25 protein-coding genes, 2 tRNA genes and 1 pseudogene are annotated in these 22,071 nt (G+C 56.4%); 3 read left to right on the top strand and 25 right to left on the bottom strand.

The window, feature by feature from the left end; genetic code table 11:
• Positions 1-2: 2 nt before the first annotated feature.
• The 9 genes from IRT44_RS14430 to IRT44_RS14390 form a co-directional block, all read right to left on the bottom strand.
• A tRNA-Pro gene (locus tag IRT44_RS14430) sits at positions 3-79 on the bottom strand.
• A gap of 218 nt (positions 80-297) precedes the next feature.
• Positions 298-374: transfer RNA gene (locus IRT44_RS14425), tRNA-Pro, on the bottom strand.
• An 80-nt stretch (positions 375-454) separates the two neighbouring features.
• Entirely contained in the window at positions 455-1,021 is a 567-nt protein-coding gene (gene folE, locus IRT44_RS14420; protein WP_171564988.1) for a GTP cyclohydrolase I FolE, read from the bottom strand.
• A gap of 164 nt (positions 1,022-1,185) precedes the next feature.
• Entirely contained in the window at positions 1,186-1,458 is a 273-nt protein-coding gene (locus tag IRT44_RS14415; RefSeq protein ID WP_029099595.1) for an HU family DNA-binding protein, read from the bottom strand.
• Positions 1,459-1,707: 249 nt separating this feature from the next.
• Positions 1,708-3,186, bottom strand: coding sequence for a stage IV sporulation protein A (spoIVA, locus tag IRT44_RS14410; RefSeq protein WP_171565025.1), 1,479 nt, complete (start codon positions 3,184-3,186; stop codon positions 1,708-1,710).
• A 283-nt stretch (positions 3,187-3,469) separates the two neighbouring features.
• Positions 3,470-4,195: a hypothetical protein gene (locus IRT44_RS14405; protein ID WP_212132018.1), complete on the bottom strand. Its 726-nt coding sequence runs from the start codon at positions 4,193-4,195 to the stop codon at positions 3,470-3,472.
• An 18-nt stretch (positions 4,196-4,213) separates the two neighbouring features.
• Positions 4,214-4,558, bottom strand: a complete 345-nt coding sequence (locus tag IRT44_RS14400; protein ID WP_171564990.1) for a 2Fe-2S iron-sulfur cluster-binding protein — start codon at positions 4,556-4,558, stop codon at positions 4,214-4,216.
• Between the two features lie 15 nt (positions 4,559-4,573).
• Entirely contained in the window at positions 4,574-4,870 is a 297-nt protein-coding gene (locus tag IRT44_RS14395) for a 2Fe-2S iron-sulfur cluster-binding protein (protein WP_171564991.1), read from the bottom strand.
• Positions 4,871-4,883: 13 nt separating this feature from the next.
• Complete coding sequence (locus IRT44_RS14390; protein ID WP_171564992.1) at positions 4,884-5,072, bottom strand: DUF2768 family protein; 189 nt, start codon at positions 5,070-5,072, stop codon at positions 4,884-4,886.
• 136 nt (positions 5,073-5,208) lie between these two features.
• Here IRT44_RS14390 and IRT44_RS14385 point away from each other — a divergent pair, with 136 nt between their 5' ends.
• On the top strand, positions 5,209-5,673 hold the full coding sequence (locus IRT44_RS14385; protein ID WP_171564993.1) for a hypothetical protein: 465 nt from the start codon (positions 5,209-5,211) through the stop codon (positions 5,671-5,673).
• Between the two features lie 119 nt (positions 5,674-5,792).
• Here IRT44_RS14385 and IRT44_RS14380 read toward each other — a convergent pair whose 3' ends face one another.
• From IRT44_RS14380 to prsW, 15 genes and pseudogenes are all read right to left on the bottom strand, one after another.
• Positions 5,793-6,062: a stage VI sporulation protein F gene (locus IRT44_RS14380; RefSeq protein WP_212132019.1), complete on the bottom strand. Its 270-nt coding sequence runs from the start codon at positions 6,060-6,062 to the stop codon at positions 5,793-5,795.
• Between the two features lie 90 nt (positions 6,063-6,152).
• A complete protein-coding gene (locus IRT44_RS14375; protein WP_171564995.1) occupies positions 6,153-7,181 on the bottom strand; it encodes an NAD(P)H-dependent glycerol-3-phosphate dehydrogenase in 1,029 nt (342 codons plus the stop codon).
• A gap of 20 nt (positions 7,182-7,201) precedes the next feature.
• A complete protein-coding gene (gene plsY, locus IRT44_RS14370) occupies positions 7,202-7,807 on the bottom strand; it encodes a glycerol-3-phosphate 1-O-acyltransferase PlsY (RefSeq protein WP_171564996.1) in 606 nt (201 codons plus the stop codon).
• A gap of 14 nt (positions 7,808-7,821) precedes the next feature.
• A complete protein-coding gene (gene der / locus IRT44_RS14365; RefSeq protein ID WP_171564997.1) occupies positions 7,822-9,135 on the bottom strand; it encodes a ribosome biogenesis GTPase Der in 1,314 nt (437 codons plus the stop codon).
• A 53-nt stretch (positions 9,136-9,188) separates the two neighbouring features.
• Positions 9,189-9,371, bottom strand: coding sequence for a capping complex subunit for YIEGIA (locus IRT44_RS14360; protein ID WP_171564998.1), 183 nt, complete (start codon positions 9,369-9,371; stop codon positions 9,189-9,191).
• 3 nt (positions 9,372-9,374) lie between these two features.
• On the bottom strand, positions 9,375-10,280 hold the full coding sequence (locus IRT44_RS14355) for a YIEGIA family protein (protein WP_171564999.1): 906 nt from the start codon (positions 10,278-10,280) through the stop codon (positions 9,375-9,377).
• Positions 10,281-10,285: 5 nt separating this feature from the next.
• Entirely contained in the window at positions 10,286-10,921 is a 636-nt protein-coding gene (locus tag IRT44_RS14350; protein WP_230076881.1) for a YphA family membrane protein, read from the bottom strand.
• A gap of 66 nt (positions 10,922-10,987) precedes the next feature.
• Complete coding sequence (gene fni, locus IRT44_RS14345) at positions 10,988-12,052, bottom strand: type 2 isopentenyl-diphosphate Delta-isomerase (RefSeq protein WP_212132022.1); 1,065 nt, start codon at positions 12,050-12,052, stop codon at positions 10,988-10,990.
• Positions 12,053-12,167: 115 nt separating this feature from the next.
• Positions 12,168-13,340, bottom strand: a complete 1,173-nt coding sequence (gene rpsA, locus IRT44_RS14340; RefSeq protein WP_171565002.1) for a 30S ribosomal protein S1 — start codon at positions 13,338-13,340, stop codon at positions 12,168-12,170.
• Positions 13,341-13,496: 156 nt separating this feature from the next.
• Positions 13,497-14,093 (bottom strand): lysophospholipid acyltransferase family protein, encoded by a 597-nt coding sequence (locus IRT44_RS14335; RefSeq protein WP_212132023.1) that lies wholly within the window; start codon positions 14,091-14,093, stop codon positions 13,497-13,499.
• On the bottom strand, positions 14,090-14,761 hold the full coding sequence (gene cmk, locus IRT44_RS14330) for a (d)CMP kinase (RefSeq protein ID WP_171565004.1): 672 nt from the start codon (positions 14,759-14,761) through the stop codon (positions 14,090-14,092). Before cmk ends, IRT44_RS14335 begins: the two co-directional genes overlap by 4 nt.
• A gap of 145 nt (positions 14,762-14,906) precedes the next feature.
• A complete protein-coding gene (locus IRT44_RS14325) occupies positions 14,907-15,089 on the bottom strand; it encodes a hypothetical protein (protein ID WP_171565005.1) in 183 nt (60 codons plus the stop codon).
• Positions 15,090-15,115: 26 nt separating this feature from the next.
• On the bottom strand, positions 15,116-15,799 hold the full coding sequence (locus IRT44_RS14320; RefSeq protein WP_171565006.1) for a flagellar brake protein: 684 nt from the start codon (positions 15,797-15,799) through the stop codon (positions 15,116-15,118).
• A gap of 118 nt (positions 15,800-15,917) precedes the next feature.
• Positions 15,918-17,283: pseudogene (ypeB, locus tag IRT44_RS14310) on the bottom strand (germination protein YpeB).
• Between the two features lie 581 nt (positions 17,284-17,864).
• Positions 17,865-18,539 carry a glutamic-type intramembrane protease PrsW gene (gene prsW, locus IRT44_RS14305; protein WP_171565009.1) on the bottom strand — a complete coding sequence of 225 codons (675 nt, stop codon included), beginning with the start codon at positions 18,537-18,539 and terminating at the stop codon, positions 17,865-17,867.
• 86 nt (positions 18,540-18,625) lie between these two features.
• On the opposite strand from prsW, the gene IRT44_RS14300 reads away from it, so the two are divergent.
• Positions 18,626-19,594 carry an asparaginase gene (locus IRT44_RS14300; RefSeq protein ID WP_230076880.1) on the top strand — a complete coding sequence of 323 codons (969 nt, stop codon included), beginning with the start codon at positions 18,626-18,628 and terminating at the stop codon, positions 19,592-19,594.
• Between the two features lie 108 nt (positions 19,595-19,702).
• Here the strand turns inward: IRT44_RS14300 and IRT44_RS14295 are convergent, their stop codons facing one another.
• A complete protein-coding gene (locus IRT44_RS14295) occupies positions 19,703-20,995 on the bottom strand; it encodes a Glu/Leu/Phe/Val family dehydrogenase (RefSeq protein ID WP_171565011.1) in 1,293 nt (430 codons plus the stop codon).
• Positions 20,996-21,296: 301 nt separating this feature from the next.
• Between IRT44_RS14295 and IRT44_RS14290 the strand changes: the two genes are divergently transcribed.
• Positions 21,297-22,043: a PIG-L deacetylase family protein gene (locus IRT44_RS14290; RefSeq protein WP_212132028.1), complete on the top strand. Its 747-nt coding sequence runs from the start codon at positions 21,297-21,299 to the stop codon at positions 22,041-22,043.
• The last annotated feature ends 28 nt before the right edge of the window (positions 22,044-22,071 follow it).

Here is a 22,071-nt window from a genome sequence, read left to right as displayed (position 1 = left end):
TATGGTCGGAATGCAGGGATTTGAACCCTGGACCTCACCCACCCCAAGGGTGCGCGCTACCGGACTGCGCCACATCCCGACGTAACATTCTTGTGCGGAACAACGACTATTGTAAGGGAAGCATACCCAATCTGGCAAGAGAATCATGGAAAAAAACGTGCAAAAATTTGCGTACATGCCGAGCCGTTCCGTTTCAGCGACATGCGCACACAGCTGAGGCTGTTTCAACCCGAAAACAACAACGCCTCTCGTGCCAAACTGCTTGGACAAGAGGCGTTCTTCCATGATAGAAGTAGATGGTCGGAATGCAGGGATTTGAACCCTGGACCTCACCCACCCCAAGGGTGCGCGCTACCGGGCTGCGCCACATCCCGACTGTACATCTGTACTATACAATATTTTAACCAGGGTGTCAATACCTTTCCGTCTTATTTCTACTTCCAAGTTATGCACGTTATGTACGTATGAGACTGAATACTTCTGCACGCGCTGCTGCGTCATGGGCAAAGATGCCGCGCACCGCAGAGGTCACCGTTTTGGAACCCGGCTTTTTCACTCCGCGCATGGTCATGCACATATGCTCCGCTTCCACGACTACAACCACGCCGTGCGGGTCCAGCTTGCGGACGATCGCGTCAGCTACGGTCGAGGTAATGCGCTCCTGCAGCTGCGGTCTGCGGGCTACCGCTTCGACGGCCCGAGCCAGCTTGCTCAAGCCCACCACGCGGCCGCCGCGAGGGATGTACGCAACATGAGCCTTGCCGAAGAAGGGCACGAGATGGTGTTCGCACATGGAGTAGAACGGTATGTCTTTTACCAGCACCATCTCTTCGTGGTCTTCGCTAAACACGGTTTCGAAAAACTCTTCTTCGTTTACCCTCATGCCTTCAAAGACTTCCGCGTACATCTTCGCCACCCGTTTGGGCGTATCCAGCAATCCGTCCCGATCCGGATTGTCACCGATTGCTTCGATGATCATGCGGACCGCTTGTTGAATTTTCTCCAGATCGACCTCTTTCAATGACAAAACCTCCCTCTCCAGCGGATGAAACAAGCCCATCTTATCACATTCCCCAGAAAAAAACAAAACGATCCACATATCGTGAAGCATCTGAGAACGTGAAAAAAATCCACATTTCATCAATGTGGATTTTTATGTAAGAGTTTCGTTAACCGATGTAACGATTACTTGATGGAGTCCTTGAGTTGTTTACCAGGCTTGAATGCCGGTACCTTGCTGGAAGCGATCTCGATCTCTTCGCCGGTTTGCGGGTTGCGACCTTTACGAGCCGCACGCTCGCGAACTTCGAAGTTACCGAAACCAATCAGTTGTACTTTCTCTCCGTTTTTCAGTGCTTCCGCAATTGCATCAAGAACTGCATCAACAGCTTTGGTAGCATCTTTCTTGGTGAGTTCGGTGGTCTCAGCCACTTTTGCAATCAGTTCAGTTTTATTCATTTCTTTTCACCTCCCCTCAATGTGCGCCACATCGTTGGTATTACTACTTTTCTTAACCGAAACCAATCGTTTTATACACATGATTGGGTGTTTTTACCGCTCTGACAAGCATATAGTAATACACTGTTCCCGCAAATTCAAGCCCCCTCCTGTCGAATTTAAGCGAAATCCAAGAAAAAAAGGCTTCCCGTCCCGCCGGGAGCCTCTGTTTGCCCTGCCTTTCGTAGGACTTCACGCCCGATTTTTCGCTTACAGAATGATTGCGATAAGTCCGCCCGATCCTTCGTTGATGATCCTCCCCAAGGTCTCCTGCAGCTTGTAGCGGGCGTTGTCCGGCATCATCGTGATCTTGGCCTGGATGCCTTCCCGCACGATGGAATGCAGTGAGCGGCCAAAAATGTCCGAGTTCCAGATCGACAGCGGGTCTCTGTCGAAGTCCTGCATCAGATAGCGGACCAGTTCTTCGCTCTGCTTTTCGGTGCCGATGATCGGCGCGAATTCCGACTCCACGTCGACGCGAATCATGTGAATCGACGGAGCCGTCGCTTTCAGGCGCACACCGAAACGCGGTCCTTGGCGAATCAATTCGGGTTCGTCCAAGGTCATCTCGTGCAGCGACGGTGCGGCGATGCCGTAGCCGGTCGTCCGGACCATGTGCAGCGCCTCCGCCACCTGATCGTACTCCCGCTTGGCATGGGCAAATTCCTGCATGATTTTCAGCAGGTGATCCTTTCCGTTGATTTCGACGCCGACGATTTCCATCAGGATACGGTCGTACAGTTCGTCCGGCGCGTACAGGTCGATTTCGGCAATCCCTTGCCCCATGTGCATTCCGGCCAGAGTTGCCCGTTCTACAAAATCGTACTCGTTGAAATAGCTGACGACCCGGTCCACGTCGCGCAGGCGGCGAATGTCCTTCACTGTCTCCCGTACCGCTTCTTCGTAGTTTTGGCGCAGCCAGTGTCCATTTTCCAGTACCATTACCCAACTGGGCAGATTCACGTTTACCTCGTGCACAGGGAATTCGAACAGCACTTCCCGCATCAAAAGCAGGATTTCATTTTCCGTCATGTGGTCCACAGACAGGGCCAGCACCGGTACGTCGTATTTCTCCTGCAGTTCCATCCGCAGGGCTTGCGTCTCTTCCGAACGGGGGCGGGTGGAGTTGACCAGGATGACAAACGGCTTGCCGACTTCCTTCAGTTCGGCCACGACCCGTTCTTCCGCTTCGATGTAACTGCTGCGTGGAATCTCCGCAACGCTCCCGTCCGTGGTGACGACAATTCCGATGGTGGAGTGTTCCTGAATGACCTTGCGCGTTCCCACTTCAGCCGCTTCCTCGAATGGAACCGGCTCCTCGTACCACGGCGTGTTGACCATGCGCGGGCCGTTTTCGTCTTCAAAACCCTTCGCGCCCTGCACAGTATAACCGACGCAGTCGACGAGCCGAACGTTGATGCTGAGCCCTTCCGTCACGTTTACCTGTACAGCCTGATTCGGAACAAATTTGGGTTCCGTCGTCATGATTGTTCGGCCGGACGCGCTCTGCGGCAGTTCATCCGTGGCGCGTATCCGCTCCGCCTCCGACTGGATGTTGGGAATGACGACCTGTTCCATGAATCGTTTGATAAACGTCGATTTTCCCGTCCGGACAGGTCCCACGACGCCCAGGTAAATATCCCCACCCGTCCGTTCGGCAATGTCTTTAAAGATGTCGACTCGTTCCACCATCGATGACCTCCTCCTATTTGTCTATTGATACACTATGACCATTTTTCCGAATTATCCCTGACCGTCAGTATTTTCCCGAGAATCTCGTACTAGAATCGTGGACAATACATGTATATGTGCGCCCCACCGCGCTAGAACAAAAAAATAACCGCCCGGACCTGCGAAAAACGACTCCCCTGCAGACAGCAGTCTGTGCAGCCGGGAATCATCCGCATCAAGGCGGGCGGGATTTATTCACATGAGAAAGGCGGCTGCAGGAGCAAGCCGCCTGTGCGCCTTTTTACAGTTTCTGCAGGCGGGGTTCGCCGTCCACCAGTTCGTAGGGAAACGACTTGGCCGGGACGAACATGGAATGACGCGCCATCACGTACCGCGGGTCGGTATTCTCCATGACCTCCGCTTTTTTGCTGCGCAGGATGTTGGCGATGTCGGCAGCGTAATCGATGCCAACTTCACCTTTGGCATTCATGACGAGCGGGAGCAGATAGTTGCCTTCCGTCGACATGACTTGCACGTCCTGCATGGACATCTTCTGAAAATCGATGGAGTAATAGCCGTTGCCGAGATCAGCTTTGATCGGCAGCTTGCCGTAATTCCGCACGAAGTTGTTGACGGCGCTCTGCACGTCGGCCACTTTGCTGACAGCGCCCAAATGAATCAGCCGAACGGTTGGCTTGGTTTCCACATCGATCAGCACGTACTTGTATACGCCGCCTTTTTCAAACGAGTTGCCCGGCGCATCCGGCAGGTATTTGGGCATCATTTTGCGAAAATCGAGCTCGTACTTCTCGAAGATCGGCGTATCCGCCGGTTTCGTCACAATCGGCAGCACGCCCGTGTCTTGTTGGTACTGTTCCACCGCTTTTTGCGTTGCCTCCAGATAAAATTCGCTGGGAATCTGGTTCTCCATTTTCCGTTCTTCCGGATACAGGCAACCGCCCAGCAGGACAGACAAGACCGCCAGCATTACCGGCAGCCGCAACGCAGTGTGCCATGTTTGCCACATCACCTGTTACACCTCTTGCTACCATTCTTCTTGCTGGGCGCGCTGCGACTCCAGCGCCGCCCGAACGACCGACTTCCATCGGCTCTCCGGGATACGCACCGTGCAGTCCTGCCCGGTGGTTTTCGCCTGACAGGCCAGCCGGATGCCTTTGCGGATATCATCTTCCGGCATCTTGCGCCGCTCCAACGGCGACGGTTCAGACAAGCGTCCGCTTTCCACGATGATGCGGCACATCAGGCAGGAAGCGTGTCCGCCGCACCGCTGCGGGATGACGACCCGCGCCGCCATGGCTGCACTTGTGACCAGTTGGCCCGGCCGCGTCTTTACGCTTTTTCCCGAGGGCAAAAACGTCAGTTTTCCCACGCTGTCAGCCCCCTGTCAATACGGACGGTGCGCCAATGTCACGCGCCCCTGTCTGACTATTTGGATTTGGCAGCCCAGACGGTACCCTTCCGCTCGCTCTGCCTTGCGAAGCCGCAGCTTCTCCTCCTTTGTCACTTCATTGAGGCAGTCGGCTCCTTCCTGCACCAGCGTCCGGCACTGGGCACATATTCCCCGCTCACAGGCGTATCCCCACCCCAGCTTGTGCCGTTTGGCGATGGACACGATTGTCACATCGGTTTCCACGGGCAGTTGATGGGTGCCGGTGCGGGAGATCAATGTCAGTTGCCCCATCGCGTACCCTCCTTCATGCAAAAATCACTATTAGAATCATTACGAATACAGCCAGCAGCATCAAAAATGCGACTGTCTTCAGCAGGAACGACACCAGGCCGTTTTTCGTCTTGCGCGCATAGAGCACCATGAAATTGCATACGAACATCAGCGCGATGGCGATCAGCGAGATGTTCATCTTGGTCATTGGATCGATAGGCATATGTACGACAGCATCCTTTTTTCCGTTTTTGAAATAGTATACCATACTTCTTGTTCTGCCGCTCCCGTCCGGTGAACCTCACTCTAGACGTTCGCATAGACTATCGTGATGAATCCGCCTATTGGAGGGATGGCTGATGACCACTCGGAAATGGCGTAATCCCTACGCTCCCATACCGAGCAGAAAACTGAGCGACAAGGTGCAGGAGGTGTCGCTCGCCGTCACGCCGCGAAAGACGGTGCCGGAAGTGACCGACCTGCGCTCGTCTGTTTCGCGGATGCGCAGCAACATCAAGGGGATCAGCAGCACGATCCGCCAGGTCGAAGAAACGATGGATACGCTGTACGGCGCGATGCAGCTCTTTGAAAGACTGGGAAAACGCTCGGCGGAGGCGGCGGATACGGAAAAGCCCGCCGGCAAACGGCAGTCTGCGGAGACAAGCAGCCCGGCCAACGAAGCGGCCGAAGGCAACAACGGGGGCGGCAATCTGCTGGGAAACATCGACATCAACCAGCTTCTCAGCCTGCTGCAATCCCCGCTGGTGCAAAGCCTGCTGAACCAGACGGCAAACGGTGCCGCGAAACGAAAAAAAGAGGGATGACATCCCTCTTTTTTTCTTGAATCTGTAGGCCAGCCATGTCCCTGTAGAGCCATGATTGTTCCTAGTCATACTGTATGACGTTTTGCGCAACAGGGAACGGGCATAATCGCCCAAATCGCTTACTTCAGCAATTTGCTGAGCGAGGACAGGTCGCTGAGGTTGATCTCCTGGTTGCGGAACATCTGCACGACCTTGTCTTCCTGCTCTTCGTTCAAGGTTTTGCCGTTCAATGCGGCGAGCGATCGGATTACGTGGCGCAGTTTGGCCTCGTCCTCAAAGTCGTCTCGCGTAAAATTGCTGGCCAGCGTGCGCAGCCTGCCCTCATCCACGTTTCCTCCTGCTTTTGCCAGCAACCGTTCCAATAAACGATACGACACGTTTTTGCTCATCCCTTCAGCTCCTCCTTACGGCTTAGGCAATACTGCCACATCAATAACGTATGTACAGGAGCCTAATATGGTGAGCGAACGTCCGTGACTTTACACGCCAAACGGCCCGAGGTATTCCATTTCGCGCGTGCGGCCGCGTCCCATCAGTTCTTCCACGCCCTGACGGGGCGACTTGCCTTCAAATAAAATCCCGTACAGCACCGAGGCGATCGGCATGTCCACCTGATTGCGGCTGGCCAGCGCGTACGCGGCTTTGGTCGTGCGCACGCCTTCCACCACCATGCCCATCTGCTCCAGCACCTCGTCCAGCGGTTTTCCCTGGCCAAGCAGATATCCGGCCCGCCAGTTGCGGCTGTGCTTGCTCGTGCAGGTGACGATCAGGTCGCCCACGCCGGCCAGTCCGGCAAACGTCAGCGGCATGGCGCCCAGTTTGATACCAAGCCGGGTAATTTCCGCCAGGCCGCGGGTGAGCAGCGCTGCTTTGGCGTTGTCGCCAAATCCCAGCCCGTCGGACATCCCCGCTCCCAGCGCGATGATGTTCTTCAGGGCCCCGGCAATCTCCGCTCCGACCAGGTCGGGGTTGGTATAGACGCGGAAATACGCGTTCATGAACAGGTCCTGTGCGCGCAGCATGCGGTCCTCGCAAGCGGAAGCGACGACTACCGTGGTCGGCGACCGGCGCACCACTTCCTCTGCATGGCTCGGTCCTGTCAGCACAACGACTCCTTTGCCGATCGGCTCGGGCACTTCCTCGCCGATCACCTCCGTCATGCGCTTCAAACTCTCCAGTTCAAAGCCTTTGGCGGCGTGAATCAGCAGCACATCCGGACGCAAAAATGGCGCAAGCTCGCGCGTCACCTGCCGCATCGCGTGCGAGGGGACGGCCAACAGCACAACCGGTTTGTCCGACACGACCTCCCGCAGATCGACCGAGGCACGAATCCCGGGTGACAGCATTACGCGCGGCAGGTATTTTTCATTGGTATGACGGGTATTGACCTCGTCGGCCAGTTTCGGATCGCGCACCCAGACGTTTACGCGATGGCCGTTATCCGCCAAGACCGAGGCCAGCGCCGTACCCCAACTGCCGGCGCCGATAACAGCAACATCCTGACTCACATGATTCCCTCCACGTTACCTTACTGCAGATTGCGCTGGGACGGTTCCCCCAGTTTGCGCTCTCTGCCTGCAAGAAGATTTTGGATATTGTTGTAATGGCGGACGTAGGCGAAGACAGCAAGGGCAATGCTGACCCAGACGAACGCCATGTCCTTGGCGAGAAAATACAGACACACCGGCAGTAGTGTCACAAACACGAGCGAACCCAGCGACACATATCGCGTCAGAGCAATGACCACAACGGTGACGATGACCGAGATGAGAAAGGCCAACGGAGAGAAGCCCAGTGCCACACCCAGCGTGGTGGCGATACCCTTCCCCCCGCGAAATCCGTAATAGACAGGCCAGTTATGCCCGACGATGGCAAACAGCCCGGACATCGCGTACGCCGTCGGATCGCCGTTTGTCAGCAGGTGCGTGATGCCCATCGCGGCCAGTCCCTTCAGCGCGTCCAGGACCAGCACGACGACGGCCGGTCCTTTTCCCAGAACGCGCAGGGTATTGGTCGCGCCTGCGTTTCCGCTGCCGTGGGCGCGAATGTCAATGCCCGCAATCTTTTTGGCAATAAGATAACTGAAGCTGATCGAGCCGATCAGGTAACTGATCACCCAGGACAAAAACAGCATGTTGTTTCCTCTCCCTATGTTTTTTTGCGCGTCCAAATCCGGATCGGCGTGCCTTCGAAGACAAACGCCTCCCGTATTTTGTTTTCAATGTAACGCTCATAGGAGAAATGCATCAGTTCCGGGTCGTTGACAAACAGAATGAAGGTTGGCGGTTTGACGGCCGCCTGGGTCGCGTAGTTGATTTTCAGCCGCTTGCCCCGGTCCGACGGCGGCGGTGTCATGATCGTCGCGTCCGTGATCAGATCGTTCAGCACCGATGTGGAGACGCGCATCGAATGCGCTTCCGCCACCTGGTTGACTTTCGGCAAAATCGTGTGAATCCGCTGCTTGGTTTTGGCCGAGACAAACAGAATCGGCGCGTAATCCAGATACTTGAACTCTTCCCGGATCAACTCGGTGAAGCGAAGCATCGTCTTGTCGTCCTTTTCGACCGCATCCCATTTGTTGACAACGATAATCACGGCGCGGCCTGCTTCGTGGGCGTACCCGGCGATCTTCTTGTCCTGCTCGATAATGCCTTCTTCCCCATTCAGGACGACCAGCACGACATCCGACTCTTCGATCGCCTTCATCGCCCGCATCACGCTGTATTTTTCCGTCGTTTCATATACTTTGCCCCGTTTGCGCATCCCGGCAGTGTCGATCAAAATGTAGTGCTGCCCGTCGCGCTCAAACGGCGTGTCGATGGCATCCCGCGTCGTGCCGGCCACATCGCTGACGATGACGCGCTCTTCACCAAGGATCGCGTTGGTGAGTGAAGATTTCCCTACGTTGGGCCGCCCAATGATGGCGATGCGGATTACGTCGTCGTCCCGCTCTTCTTCCTCTCCTCCCGGGAAGTGCTTCACCACCTCTTCGAGCACGTCGCCCAAGCCAAGCCCGTGACTGCCGGAAACAGGGAATGGATCGCCCAGTCCCAGCGTGTAAAAGTCGTAAATGTCAGCACGCATGTCCGGATTGTCGATCTTGTTGACGATCAAAACGATCGGCTTCCCGGTGCGGTTCAGCATGCGCGCCAGTTCCTGATCGGCATCGGTTACGCCGGCGCGGCCGTCGGTCACCATCAGGATGACGTCTGCCTCGTCGATGGCCAGTTCCGCCTGGTGGCGCATTTGTGTGAGAATTGCGTCGGTCTCACCAAATTCGATGCCGCCGGTATCGATGACGTGGAAGTAGCGGTTCAGCCATTCCCCCTTCCCGTACAGGCGGTCGCGGGTCACGCCCGGCTTGTCCTCCACGATGGCGATGCGCTCACCGACCAATCGGTTAAAAATCGTGGACTTGCCCACGTTGGGTCTACCCACAATGGCTACCACTGGCAATCCCATAGTTGACAACACTCTCTCTCATATCTGTTTTGACTAGCTAATCATACCACACTCTAGTTGTGACGAACAACGATCAGCGTCTCGTCATCCAACTCGTGCACCATCGCGTCCATCACTTTTTCCAGTGTAAAAGCCGTCTGCTGCATCCGCTCCCGGCTGGGAACGACAAAGACGGGAACGCCCCCGGCGACGTGCTCTTTGTTGGTGGTAACCACTGCTACGATTCTGGCGGACATGCACTACCCTCCTTGTTCGACCGGCTGTACCTCATTCGGCATGCGATAGACGCTCTCCAGAATCGGCACCGCTTCTATGACCGCTTTGGCCCGCTCGCGGCTAGGCACCTGCGGAAGCAAGAACACGCCCAAGCGACCTGTCTCCAGATCCCGTTTCACCAGCGGTGTGAGTGACGGCTCTCCCTCGTCGGTAAACACCCCCATCTGCGTCGCCACGTCGTGCAAAATCGCCTGCCGCTGACCCGGATGGGCAATGGAGACGGAGGCGTTGTCATCCTTGGGCACCAGAATGAAACCCATGCCCCGTTTTTGAATCAGTTCCTGGGCCTCCTTCAGGCCGACGTTCATGATGTATATGTCGCCTACGTACAGGTTTTTCCCCTCTACCCGCACGTCAGCCGGCTGCACCTCCACGATGCTGCCGAGGGTTTGGCCGGATTTGAGCAGGCGGGAGATGACCAGTGCCGCGATCCCCACCAGGCAGCCTCCCCACCAGTTGAACAGCACGGTGGCAAACGTCGTCAACAGTGAGGTGAAAATGACCAGGTAGTTGCGCCCTTCAAACACCATCGCAATTCCCTCGATGTACGGTCCGCCCCGGGGCACCAGCTCCCGCTTGTCGATCTCCGTCAGCGTCGTCCGCTCCATGTTGCGGACATCGCGAAACTGTTGGGCCGCTAAGGTCAGAAAGGTGACCGCAGTGTAGTCCTGCTTCAGCAGCGACGGCACGGCCAGCGCCCCCAGCGCAGACGCGATCACCCCCAGGGAGATGTGGATGATCTTGCCGTGGGGAAAGGTCGGATACTGCCGGTAATCTGTGCGAAGCAGATACAGCCGGCAGAGAATGCCAAAACTCAGCCCTATCGTGAGCGGAATGATGTACTCATTGGCAAGCAGTTCTCGAAACATCGGCATCACCTGTGCGTATCGGAATGGGACGTTTCTGTCTCCCGGTATCCAAACAGTCGTCTGACGGCTGCCAGTGTCGATCCGGTCAGACTCCAAAGCGAGACAGCGCTCCACAACAGATCTTGCGCATAGCCGCCGCCGATCTCACAGGTTCCCGACAGCTTCCACACATACAGTGCATACAGCACATCGGCACCGGGAAGGGAGACGGCGAGCAAATAGAGGCGGGCCAGTCCGCGGCGAGCGATGGCAAACACGGCCAGCACCGCCGCTGTTGGCAGGAGGACCGCTTCGTCCCACACCTGCAGAACCGGGTCGGTAAAAAAGAGCCAGCGCAACCAGAACAGTGCCAAGCCTGCAGCGGCACCAGCCAGCAAATAGAGGCGTCGTTTCTCTTTGGCCAACCGTCCGTACAACCAACCGCCGCAAAGAAGAGGCAGAATCGTTCCGCTGAGGCTGACCTGCACGGGCAGAAACGTGATCTGCCAGCTGACAAACGAGCATGCGAGAAACGCGGCGAGCACAGCCAGGGTGCCCGCGCGCGACACGCCCCAACGCTTCAGCGGCCGGTCGAAACTGCCCATCCAGACGAGACAGAGAAAACACCACTGGATGAGGATCGCAAGCGTTCCCTCGTTCATGTCCATCTCCTCACGTTGCGGATGTCTTCCAAAGTATGCCTCATCTGGCGATCTTTCATGAGCCAATCAAAACGGTTCCTCGTCCCGGCGGGCATAACGCTCCGGTTTGCAGCCGCGCAGCCGCGCCCGCTCCGCCGTCACGCCCGTGATCAATACCGGCACCCGCCGCAATTCAATCAGCTCCGACACACCCAGCGCCGTCATCGCCACCCGCAGTTGATGATGCCAGGCATCGACAGCGGCAAGGCACGCCTCCAACGGCACGTTCGTCACCAGGCGCAACAGGGCACCCGCCACGCCCACGGCGGAAGCTCCCAACGCCAGCGCCTTGGCCGCATCCAGCCCGTGCCGAATCCCGCCTGTTGCGATCAGACGGACCCCATCCAGGCGGCAGTTATCCGCTTCCAGCAGGCTCTCCGGCGCAGACAGCCCCCAGCTTTCAAACATGGTCAGCGGCGCAGAATGGCGCTGATTTTCCACTTTGGCAAAATTGGTGCCGCCCCTGCCGCCCACGTCGATGATCGAGACACCGGCGGAGGCCAGCTGCTCGATCGTGCGGCGGGACATGCCAAACCCCACTTCCTTGACAATCACCGGCACCCCGATCGCCTCGCGAATCGCGCGAATCCGTTCCAGATAGCCGGTAAAATCGCGGTCTCCTTCCGGCATCAAAAGTTCCTGCAAGACGTTGAGATGAATCTGCAGACCGTCGGCGCGAATCATCTCCACCGCACGCTGAGCCTCTTCCACCGTCGCTTCCGCCCCCAGATTGGCAAACACGATGCCGTCCGGATTTTCCCGACGCACCACCGCATAGCTCTCCACCACGGCCGGATCGCGCAGCGCCGCCATTTGCGAGCCTACGGCCATCGCCAGTCCCTTTTCCCGGGCGACGATCGCCAGCAGCCGGTTGATCTCGGTGACGGCAGCCGCTCCCCCAGTCATCGCATTGATCAGGAAAGGGGACGAGAGACGAAACGGAGGGATATCCGTTTCCACTTTCGTGTTACCATAACATATATTCGGTAAACTGTTTGGCACAAACGACAGGTCGTCCCAGGCGTTTCTGTGTGCTTCCGCCGTCGCCAATGCGTACTCGATATGCTCCACTTTTCGCTTCGATCGCTCCATGTCCGCCTCCCGTATAAAACTAGCCCTCCTCGTCCGTCATGGGCAATGCCCACGGCGGAATGGATCTATAAAGACCTATAAAAAAGGGATACGCCTGCGCGTATCCCCTCGGTATTTACTTCAATTTTTCTTTCAGATCGCCAAACAGTTCGCCCAGCGTAACGCCCAGCGGCTGGTTGTTTTCCTGCTGGAACTGCTGTTGTTCCCGTTTGCTGGCACGCTCCGCCTGCTCGGCGCGCTCCTCTTCGACGGCGCGAATGCTGAGGCTGACGCGCTGCTCGGAGGGAACGACATCCAGCACTTTCACCTGCACCTCTTGGCCTTCCTTCAGCACTTCACCCGGCGTTGCGACGCGGCGGTTGGCGATTTGCGAGATGTGCACCAGTCCCTCGATGCCCGGAGCGATTTCCACAAAAGCGCCGAAGGAGACGAGGCGTTTTACGGTGCCAGTCACAATATCTCCCCGCTTGAACTGTTCGCCCACCGTTGCCCAGGGACCAGGCTGGGTCTCCTTGATGCTCAGGCTGATTCGCTCGTTTTCCTTGTCAACTTTCAGCACTTTTACCTGTACCTTGTCGCCTTCCTTGACGACGTCGGACGGTTTTTCCACGCGGTGCCAAGCCAGTTCGGACACGTGCACCAGACCGTCTACACCACCGATGTCGACGAACACGCCGAAATCAGTCATGCGCTGTACGGTTCCCTCCAGCACCTGACCCGGCTGCAGGCGTTCCAGTACGGCTTGTTTTTGCTGTTTTGCTTCTTCTTCCAGCACCGCTTTGTGAGACAGGATCACTTTGTTCTTTTCCTTGTCCATCTCCACCACTTTCAGCCGCAGCGTCTTCCCTTTGTAATCGGAAAAGTCTTCCACGAAGTGGCGTTCCACCATGGAGGCCGGAATGAAGCCGCGCACGCCTACGTCTACGACGAGACCGCCTTTCACTACTTCCTTGATTTCGGCTTCAATGATTTCTCCGGATTCCATCTTTTTCTCCAGGTCCGCCCACGCTGCTTCCATGGCGACGGCTTTCTTGGATACGACCAGTTCTTCTTTCTCGTCGTTCAGCTTCAGCACCTTTACGTCAAAGGTGTCGCCAACCGAAACCACGTCGGACACCTTCTCCACGTGCAGCGGAGAGAGCTCGCTGATCGGAATCAGGCCGTCGTATTTGTAGCCTACGTCTACCAAAGCCTGTTTGTCTTCCACTTTGGTGACGGTAGCCTTCACTACATCCCCTACGGAAATGGTTGTTGCATCCGTCAGGCTTACGTTGCTTTCTTCCATCATGAATAAAACCTCCTTAAATACCATCCAGTCCCATGCTGTCTAAAAAGAAGCGGGAGCAGTATATTTTTAACTACCGCCGGTAGGCTAGCAGTTAGTTGACAAGCCAAGAAGTTCCAACAGATTTAGTATTCTACCCTTTGTTATTTCTATACCGACTCACGATGAACGGTGCTGATCGAGCAGTGACTGAATATGAGCCATGATCAGGTCGGTAGTCTCCTTGAGGGTATCGGACCCCGGTTTTGCTGCACGCTGCGCGGACAGGTCGATGGGCGGGCCGTACACGATTTTGATCGGGCGGAACCATTTGTAGTTGCCGATAATCGCCACCGGTATGACCACGGCCTCCGATTTCAGGGCAAACATGGCCGCTCCTGGCATGCCCGGTCCCAGTTTCCCCGTTTTGCTGCGGGTCCCTTCCGGAAAAATTCCAAAGATTTTTCCATCTTCCAGCAGCTTGAGGGCGGTGCGGATGGCAGCGCGGTCGCCAGCCCCCCGCTTGACGGGAAAAGCGCCAAACTTGGTGATGAAGTAGGAGAGGATCGGTATGCGGAACAGCTCCTCTTTTGCCATAAAGTGCACCGGTCGGTCAATTCCCGCACCCAAAAGGGGCGGGTCCCACAGCGAGATGTGATTGGCACAGAGAATAACAGGGCCTTTCTTAGGTATATGTTCAGCGCCGATTACTTGCCAACGAAAGATGATGGAAAATAAGGCGCGGAACAGGCTGTGAAAAAAACGATACGTCCTCACTGTATCGACTCACCCGACCGTTCGCAAATTTTCAAGATTTGCTCCACGACCTGTTCGATCGTCATCCCTGTCGTGTCCACCAGCACAGCGTCCGCCGCCTGGCGCAGGGGAGCCGCTTCCCGCTCCATATCCCGCTTGTCCCGTTCGGCGATCTCCGCTTCCAGCGTAGCCAGATCGGTTTGGAGCCCCTTCGCCAGCAGTTCTTTCAACCGCCGCTCGGCACGTTCCCGGGTAGAAGCAGTCAGGAAAATTTTTACATCGGCATCCGGCAGCACGTGGGTGCCGATGTCCCTCCCGTCCATGACGACGTTGCCGCCTGCTGCCATTTGACGCTGCAGCACCAGCATCTGCTCACGTACGGACGGGTAGCTGGCAACGATGGACGCGTACTGGCTCACTTCGGGCGTGCGGATCTGGTCGGTGATGTCCTGGCCGTTCCAGAATACGCGCTGGCTGTCGCGTTCCCGTTCGAGCCGGATGTCGCTTGACCGCAGCAGTTCGGATACCGCTGCTTCGTCGTCGATCGGAATGCGGTTGTTCAGCACTGCCCACGCCAGCGCCCTGTACATCGAGCCCGTGTCGATATACAAGTACGCCAGCCGTTTTGCCACCTGTTGAGCAACGGTGCTTTTCCCCGCCCCGGCCGGACCGTCGATTGCAATGTTCATTTTGTTCTCACCTGCTATGTATGAAAGTCCTGGAAGAAATGTAGAAAAATAGAAACAAGAAAAGCTTCTGTCGAAGCCCCATTCGCGTCGTCGCCACTCTATGTTATCTTTAATAGTACCATAGTATGGAAGCACGCGCAAACCTTTAGGGGCGTCCGGGCACCCCCTCCAGCCAATGGGTCTCCACGAAAAAGGCGCGAACCGGTTCGAACTCGATCAGCAATTCCCCGCACGCCAGCATGATAACGCTGATGACGATCAGCGCCATGATTCCCTTTTCCACGCGCCGCGAGAATCGGCAATAACGCGAGTCGAAGTCGTTGGCCATCGGGGATCATCCTTCTCTCGTTGCCATCAATCGAGTACACCTTTTTTCCGCCAATCAAGCTGCCGTTCGTAACAGGCGCGGACAATTTTCGCCCGGTCCGCTTCGCTGATCTGCACAAACTTTCCGGAGATCCACTGATGCAGACCCTTTTCCTCCGCGGGATTGCAGCGGACGATTTCCACCACGCCATAAGCGTGCTGTACTTGTCCGTTTTTTCCGGGCAGTGCCATCCACACCTGCAGACGATCTTTTACCTGCAGCCGATAGGATGCTTCGCACGTAAACGAGATGCCGCCCCCGCTCAGATTAATCGTCCGCGTAAGGAAATGATAGCGCCGAACAGGGTCTGTCGTTTTGACGGCAATTTCCACCGCCGTGTTGATGCGCAGGTAACTGCGCCGCTGTGTTCGTTTCACCGCGGTTTTTTCCGGCTTCCTGATCAACAGGACGGGAATGTTTTCGCTTTGCCTGCCGTTGATGACAGTGCGGAACTCATAGCGGGAACCGTCATCGCCTATGTACCACACGTTGCATTCGGTCCCTGCAGGAAAGGGGCCTGTTCTGCCCGTTGCCTCACTGATTGGAAGCTCGATGACGATGTGTTCCTCCGTCAGATCGGCGACCCGGGTCTTGAACGTCTGGCCGTTTCGCTCTTCGGAAGCGTGGACAAGGCTCAATCGGAGTGTTTGTCCAATTCGTGGCAGCTTCATGTACGGAATGTTCCCCCTTTTCTCCTCACCTGTTTATTATAACCTGTTTTCTTTGGAAACGGCAAATAGGGAAAGCCGGACATCCCCCGTCTTTCCCTATTTCGATGGGGCAGAGGATTTATCCCGCCTCTCCCTCTGCACCGGTGTCCATTTTGATGATGTCTTCCTCATCTCCGGTCAAGGCGTTGATGTAAACCGTGTAGGTGCTGTCCTCATACGTCCCGGTGATTTCCCAGCACAGCACGTCTCGGCCGTCGTCCTTGCTCTCGATCAAGGCCAAACGCTGACTTTTCACATTGACGGCGGGATTCACCCTGGCTCTTGCCTGTTCCTTGGTCACGCGCGGCGCGGGCAGCTTGCGCGGCTTGTGATTGAACAGGTATTCGGCCGCATTGAATGCGATGACGGAGCCGTTGTCCAGCGCCGTTTTGACCGTGACGGCATCGGGGTTGAGGCGCACCCCGTTTTGCTCCGGCACGAAGGTAAAGATGCCGATTCTGTCATAGGTGTCGCTTTCCGACACCACCATGTTGCCGAACCCGTGATCCCGCAAAAACTTGCGCGCGCTTTCCTCCGCTTCGTCCAGACTGATGCGTTCTTCGCCGACTTCCCGTTCGTTCATCATCCAGACAACTTTTCCGCTCCGTTTGGTCACATCCAGGTTGATCGGGGCGCCCGCTTTCTTGGAGGTTATCCGGACGCTGTAGGCGGTGTACCCTTCGGCCTTGCCGTTATCGTCCACTTCAACCGTCGCTTCCGCGGGATTCAATCCTGTGAATGCCAGCGCGATCCGCTTCGCCTCTTCCTTGTCAATCGGTTTGCCATCGATACCTTTGATCCGCTTCAGTTTTTTTGTTTCCAGGCTCCGAATGCCGACGCCCCAGTCGATCTCGGGGTTTTTCGACATGTTTTTTTTCAATCGTGCGGAACCCGTCAATAATCGTGTTGTCCGATTTTTTGTCGTCCGAGGCCAACGCCGTCTCCACGTCCATCCAGCGCAGTTGTTTGGCAAACACGTTGGCCTGCACGTTGCGCAACTGGTTCTGGATGTTTTTGGAGTGTTTGTGCAGCTCTTTCAGCGTCTGGTACTCCTTTGCTGTCAGCGGCTCCTTGTCCAGATCGCGCACCGCTACCCGGTATGAAAAGTCAGCGACGCGGGACAAAAACTCTTCCGTGTTGTTGAACGGCATCAAGGTCAGCGGCAGTTGACCGACCTCCGACCGGGCCTCGTTGGCAAGCCGCCAGACATTGGTGAGGCAGGGGGTCATCTGCCTGCGCGTGTTGATAACCAGCGATTTACCCAATTCGTCATGCAAGTTGTCGATGTGGTAGTTCAAATCGTGAAAGGCGCGCTGATACTGGTTTTCCGCCTTGATCAAAATGGAGTTTTTTTCGTTGTGCTCCTGATAGCCCCACACCCCGACACCGACAAGCGCAATCAAGGTGACGGGAAAGAGGACGCGCGCAACCGTTCCGTATCCCATTTTTATCCAATCCTCCCTTCACCAATTCCAGCCGCATTGCTGGCGGTCATCACTGTGCCAGTCGAACCGTTTATCCTGGGGCCCGTTGCTTCCTTTGCTGCCGGGGCGCTGTCCGCTTCAGTCCCGCCGGCCTTCCAAGGAAAACCGCCCCTGGCCGCCGTTACAGGCCTTATGGCAGTCAGCTTGGTTCGCACGGTTTACATCCCCCTTGGCACGTAATGAAATCTTTGCATAGTGTTGGTGGAGCGAGAGCGGATTATGCATATGCGTATGGAAAGGGCGAAGCGTGTTACCGACAAAAAAAGAACCGGCGCTTGCCGGTCCCACTGCTTGCGGCAGGGCTTTCCCCCGCCGCCATTCCATATGTTCGCCCCTGGCTGCTGCCGCACGCAGGGGATTCAGGGTTCTTCCTGAATGCTGAAATGCTTGTCGTTGTCGCACAGACACTGCTTGAAGCCGGTGTCCACACCGCCGCCGGGTTCCCTGCGGCCGCGAAGGGTGAAAGTTTCTCCACATACGTTGCAGCGTATCGTCACTTTTGCTCGTTGGCTTTTTGGCACGATGACCCTCCTCCTTACGTCCTAGTGTGGACGGGAGGTAAGCGTTTTAGAACCAAAATCGTGCGCGCGCTGCACTTTTTTCAGCCCCTGCCACCAGAGGACGGCCATGAACGGCACGATGAGCACAAGCCAGTGTTGGGTTGCAAGAAATATGGCGTTGTAGACCGCGTGCAGGCTGATCGGCAGCCCCACCGAGATCCACAGGTATCCGGCCTCTTTTCGCGCCGTGCCGGAAAATTTCGCCCGGCCGAGATAATACCCCATCCAGACGGCAAAGAGCGCATGGCTCGACACAGGCAACAACGCACGCCAAAACGCGATATCCAGCCCGTTGATGAGCAGATAGAACAAGTTTTCCAGCGTAGCAAAACCCAGTGAGACCGCCACCGCGTACACAATGCCATCGTACGGCTCATCGAACTCCACATGCTTGTATGCGGTAAAATAAACGACCATCCATTTGAAAAACTCTTCCACCACCGCGGACTGTACCACGTCGGCGACGAATTCGCTCCGCCAGTTCCACTCGGTCTGCATGATGTACTGCAGCACCATCACCGGAAAGACGAGCAAAACGCCAAAAATAAATGTCCGGATGACCATCGAGATGGGCTCCGGCTGAAGATTGTCGCGCAGGTAAAAATAGCTTAGAATGGCAATACCGGGGGCAATCGCCGCTCCGATGACAGCAATCATCTGCGTATTGCTCCTTTACACAAGACTATCACTCATCGTACCATGAATACGTCTTGATTGAAACCCCGCTACAGGAGAGACGGCACATGAAAAAAATTCTGGTGATCAATACAGGCGGTACCATCGCCATGTCTGTCGACGCATCCGAGGGTGTCAAACCGCTGGACGATCAGGCTGTGGTAAAAAATCTGCCCTTTTTGCAGCGGTATGCGGATGTGACGATGGTCAACTTTTTGAATCTGCCAAGCCCCCACATCACTCCTGCCGTAATGAACGACCTGCGTCTCTTTATCCAACAGGAACTGGACCAGCACGGCTACGACGGTGTAGTCGTGACGCACGGCACTGACACGTTGGAAGAAACGGCCTACTTCCTCGACATCACCCTGCCGGTGACGGTGCCCGTCGTGCTGACCGGCGCCATGCGAAGCAGCAACGAATTGGGCGCAGACGGCCCGGTCAACCTGATTTCCTCTGTACGTGTGGCAGCTGATCCGCAAAGCCGCGACAAGGGTGTTCTGGTCGTGTTCAACGACGAAATCCACGCTGCCCGCCACGTGACCAAAACGCATACCAGCAACGTGGCCACGTTCCAGTCGCCGGCGTACGGCCCGATTGGCACCATTTCCAAAAAAAGCGTCAACTACCACCATGCTCCCCTGGTTCGCGAGCACTATGCGATCGAACATGCCAACGCCAACGTGCCGCTGATAAAAGCGGTCGCCGGAATGGACCCAAACTGGCTGGATTTTCTCTTCACGCAGCAGGTGGACGGCCTGGTGGTGGAGGCGTTCGGCCTGGGCAACCTGCCCCCTGCTGTCGTGCCAGTGCTGGGTAAGCTCCTGGACAAGGGAATGCCAATCGTCCTGGTTTCCCGCTGTTACAATGGCCAGGTACAGGACGTGTACGACTACGAGGGAGGCGGCCGCAAGCTGAAAGAGCTGGGCATCGTCTTTTCCAACGGCCTGAACGGCCAGAAAGCACGCATCAAGCTGATGGTGGTGCTGCAGCAGACCCGCGACTTTGGCGAACTGCAGCGCTTGTTCGAGCAGTAAGCCCTGACTTCTGCAGGCGGTCAGCACTCACACCCTCACTCAAAACAAAAACCTCCTTGGACGAACCAAGGAGGTTTTGTTTTTCGCACTTGCGTTTGACCGATTCTCTTACACCCAACCGCGGAAGCGGGAGGCTTCGGCCATCTTGCGCACGCCCACCATGTAGGCAGCCAGACGCATGTCAACACGGCGCGTTTGAGCCAGCGTGTACACGTTCTCAAACGCTTTCACCATTACTTTTTCCAATTTCTCCTGAACTTCTTCTTCGGTCCAGTAGTAACCCTGGTTGTTTTGAACCCATTCGAAGTAGGAAACGGTTACACCGCCGGCGCTTGCCAGCACGTCAGGTACCAGCAGGATGCCGCGTTCGGTGAGAATTTTGGTCGCTTCGAGCGTGGTCGGGCCGTTGGCTGCCTCCACCACGATTTTCGCCTTGATGTTGTGAGCGTTGGCAGCAGTGATCTGGTTTTCGATCGCCGCCGGAACGAGAATGTCGCAATCCAGCTCAAGCAGTTCTTTATTTGTAATCGTATCGGTAAACAACTTGGTAACCGTGCCGAACGAGTCGCGGCGGTCCAGCAGGTAATCGATGTCCAATCCGTTCGGATCGTACAGGGCGCCGTAAGCGTCGGAGATGCCGATTACTTTCGCCCCTGCATCGTGCATGAACTTGGACAGGTAGCTGCCGGCGTTGCCGAAGCCCTGCACGACGACGCGAGCGCCTTTCAGGTCGATGTTACGACGTTTGGCTGCTTCACGGATGCAGATGGTTACACCTTTGGCCGTCGCTGTTTCGCGTCCGTGCGAACCGCCCAGCGCGATCGGCTTGCCCGTAATGAATCCCGGCGAGTCGAACTCGCGGATGCGGCTGTACTCGTCCATCATCCAGGCCATGATTTGAGAGTTGGTGAAGACGTCTGGTGCCGGAATATCTTTCGTCGGTCCCACGATTTGGCTGACCGCACGTACGTAACCGCGGCTGAGACGCTCAAGCTCGCGGAAAGACATTTCACGAGGATCGCAGATAATTCCGCCTTTCCCGCCGCCGTATGGCAGGTCGACGATGCCCGCTTTCAAACTCATCCAAATAGAAAGCGCTTTAACTTCTTCCTCTGTAACATCCGGGTGGAAACGAATGCCCCCCTTGGTCGGTCCAACTGCGTCGTTGTGCTGGGCGCGATAGCCTGTAAACACCTTTACCTCCCCGTTATCCATGCGGACAGGGATGCGTACAGTCAGCACGCGCAGCGGCTCCTTCAGGAGTTCATACATCGATTCCTGGTAACCTAGTTTCTCCAGTGCTTCCTTGATCACCGTCTGGGTAGATTCAAGCAAGTTCGCTTTCTCTTCCTTTTGTTCTTTCCCTCGGGTGTTTTCGGTTACCGTTTCTTGATTACCCATTACATATTCACCTCAAAATAGTTGTCGGTAGACCCACCGTTAAGTATACACGCTTGTATCAGGGATGAGAAGATGAAAATTCCCATTTGTCTCCGAAAAAGAGTTTGCAGGTATTTGTTCTGTCCCGGGCGCGTCCTGAAATCGTTCCGGAACGAGGCGCTTCACACGCAGGGCAGTACTGTTAGCGTGCCCGAAACGATAGAAGATTATATTGCCCCGACTTACACCCGCGCATGTCAAATCGTCCGTGTTGTGCGATAATAAACGGCAGAGCAGCATGTTGCAAGACGGAGGGGTTGTAATGGAACCAAAACATATCCTGTTTGTGTTTGCCCATCCAGATGATGAAACGTTCACGTCTGGAGTGACGATTTGCAAGTACGCGCAGCAACCGGACACGACCATTTCCCTGGTGTGCGCCACTCGCGGAGAGGCTGGCAAAGCGGGAGATCCGCCGCTGTGCACACAAGCCGAACTGCCGAGCTTCCGGGAGCGGGAACTGCGTGAGGCGGCAACCATCCTGGGCATCGACAACCTGCTTTTCCTCGACTACACTGACAAACGGCTCTCCTCCGTTCCCGAAGACGAATTGATCAGTCGCATCCAGGCCGTCATCGCCTCCTGTCAGCCTCAGGTCGTGGTCACCTTCGCGCCGCATGGCATCTCCGGCCATCCGGACCATCAGGCCATATCCGCAGCGACGACGCAGGCCGTCAAACAGCTTCCTCCCGGCTCTCCGGTGCGCAAGCTGTATCACGTGACGTACGCGGCGGGCGCACCCGCCGGGATGTTTGTGCCTCCCTGCACGGATCCCTACGAAGCGATCACGACGGAAATCCGCGCGCCGGAGTACGCCCTGCAGGTGGCCCGGGCGCTGGCGGCTCACCGGACACAGCACATGTCCGTGGAGCGTGTTTTCCCGGGGGTGCTGGCCGGCCGCCTCGACAACGTCCGCACCGTGAATCAGTTCATGCTCGTCTGGCACAACCTCAAGGGATACGTGCCCGATCGCGAAGGCAAGGAGAGCGACCTGTTCGCCGGGCTGTAAGAACAGCAAAAGCACCTAGCAACCGCTA

The sequence above is a fragment of the Brevibacillus sedimenti genome (assembly GCF_020923495.1).
GTDB classification, from domain to species: domain Bacteria; phylum Bacillota; class Bacilli; order Brevibacillales; family Brevibacillaceae; genus Brevibacillus; species Brevibacillus aydinogluensis.
This window is presented reverse-complemented; position numbering and strand designations above follow the sequence as displayed.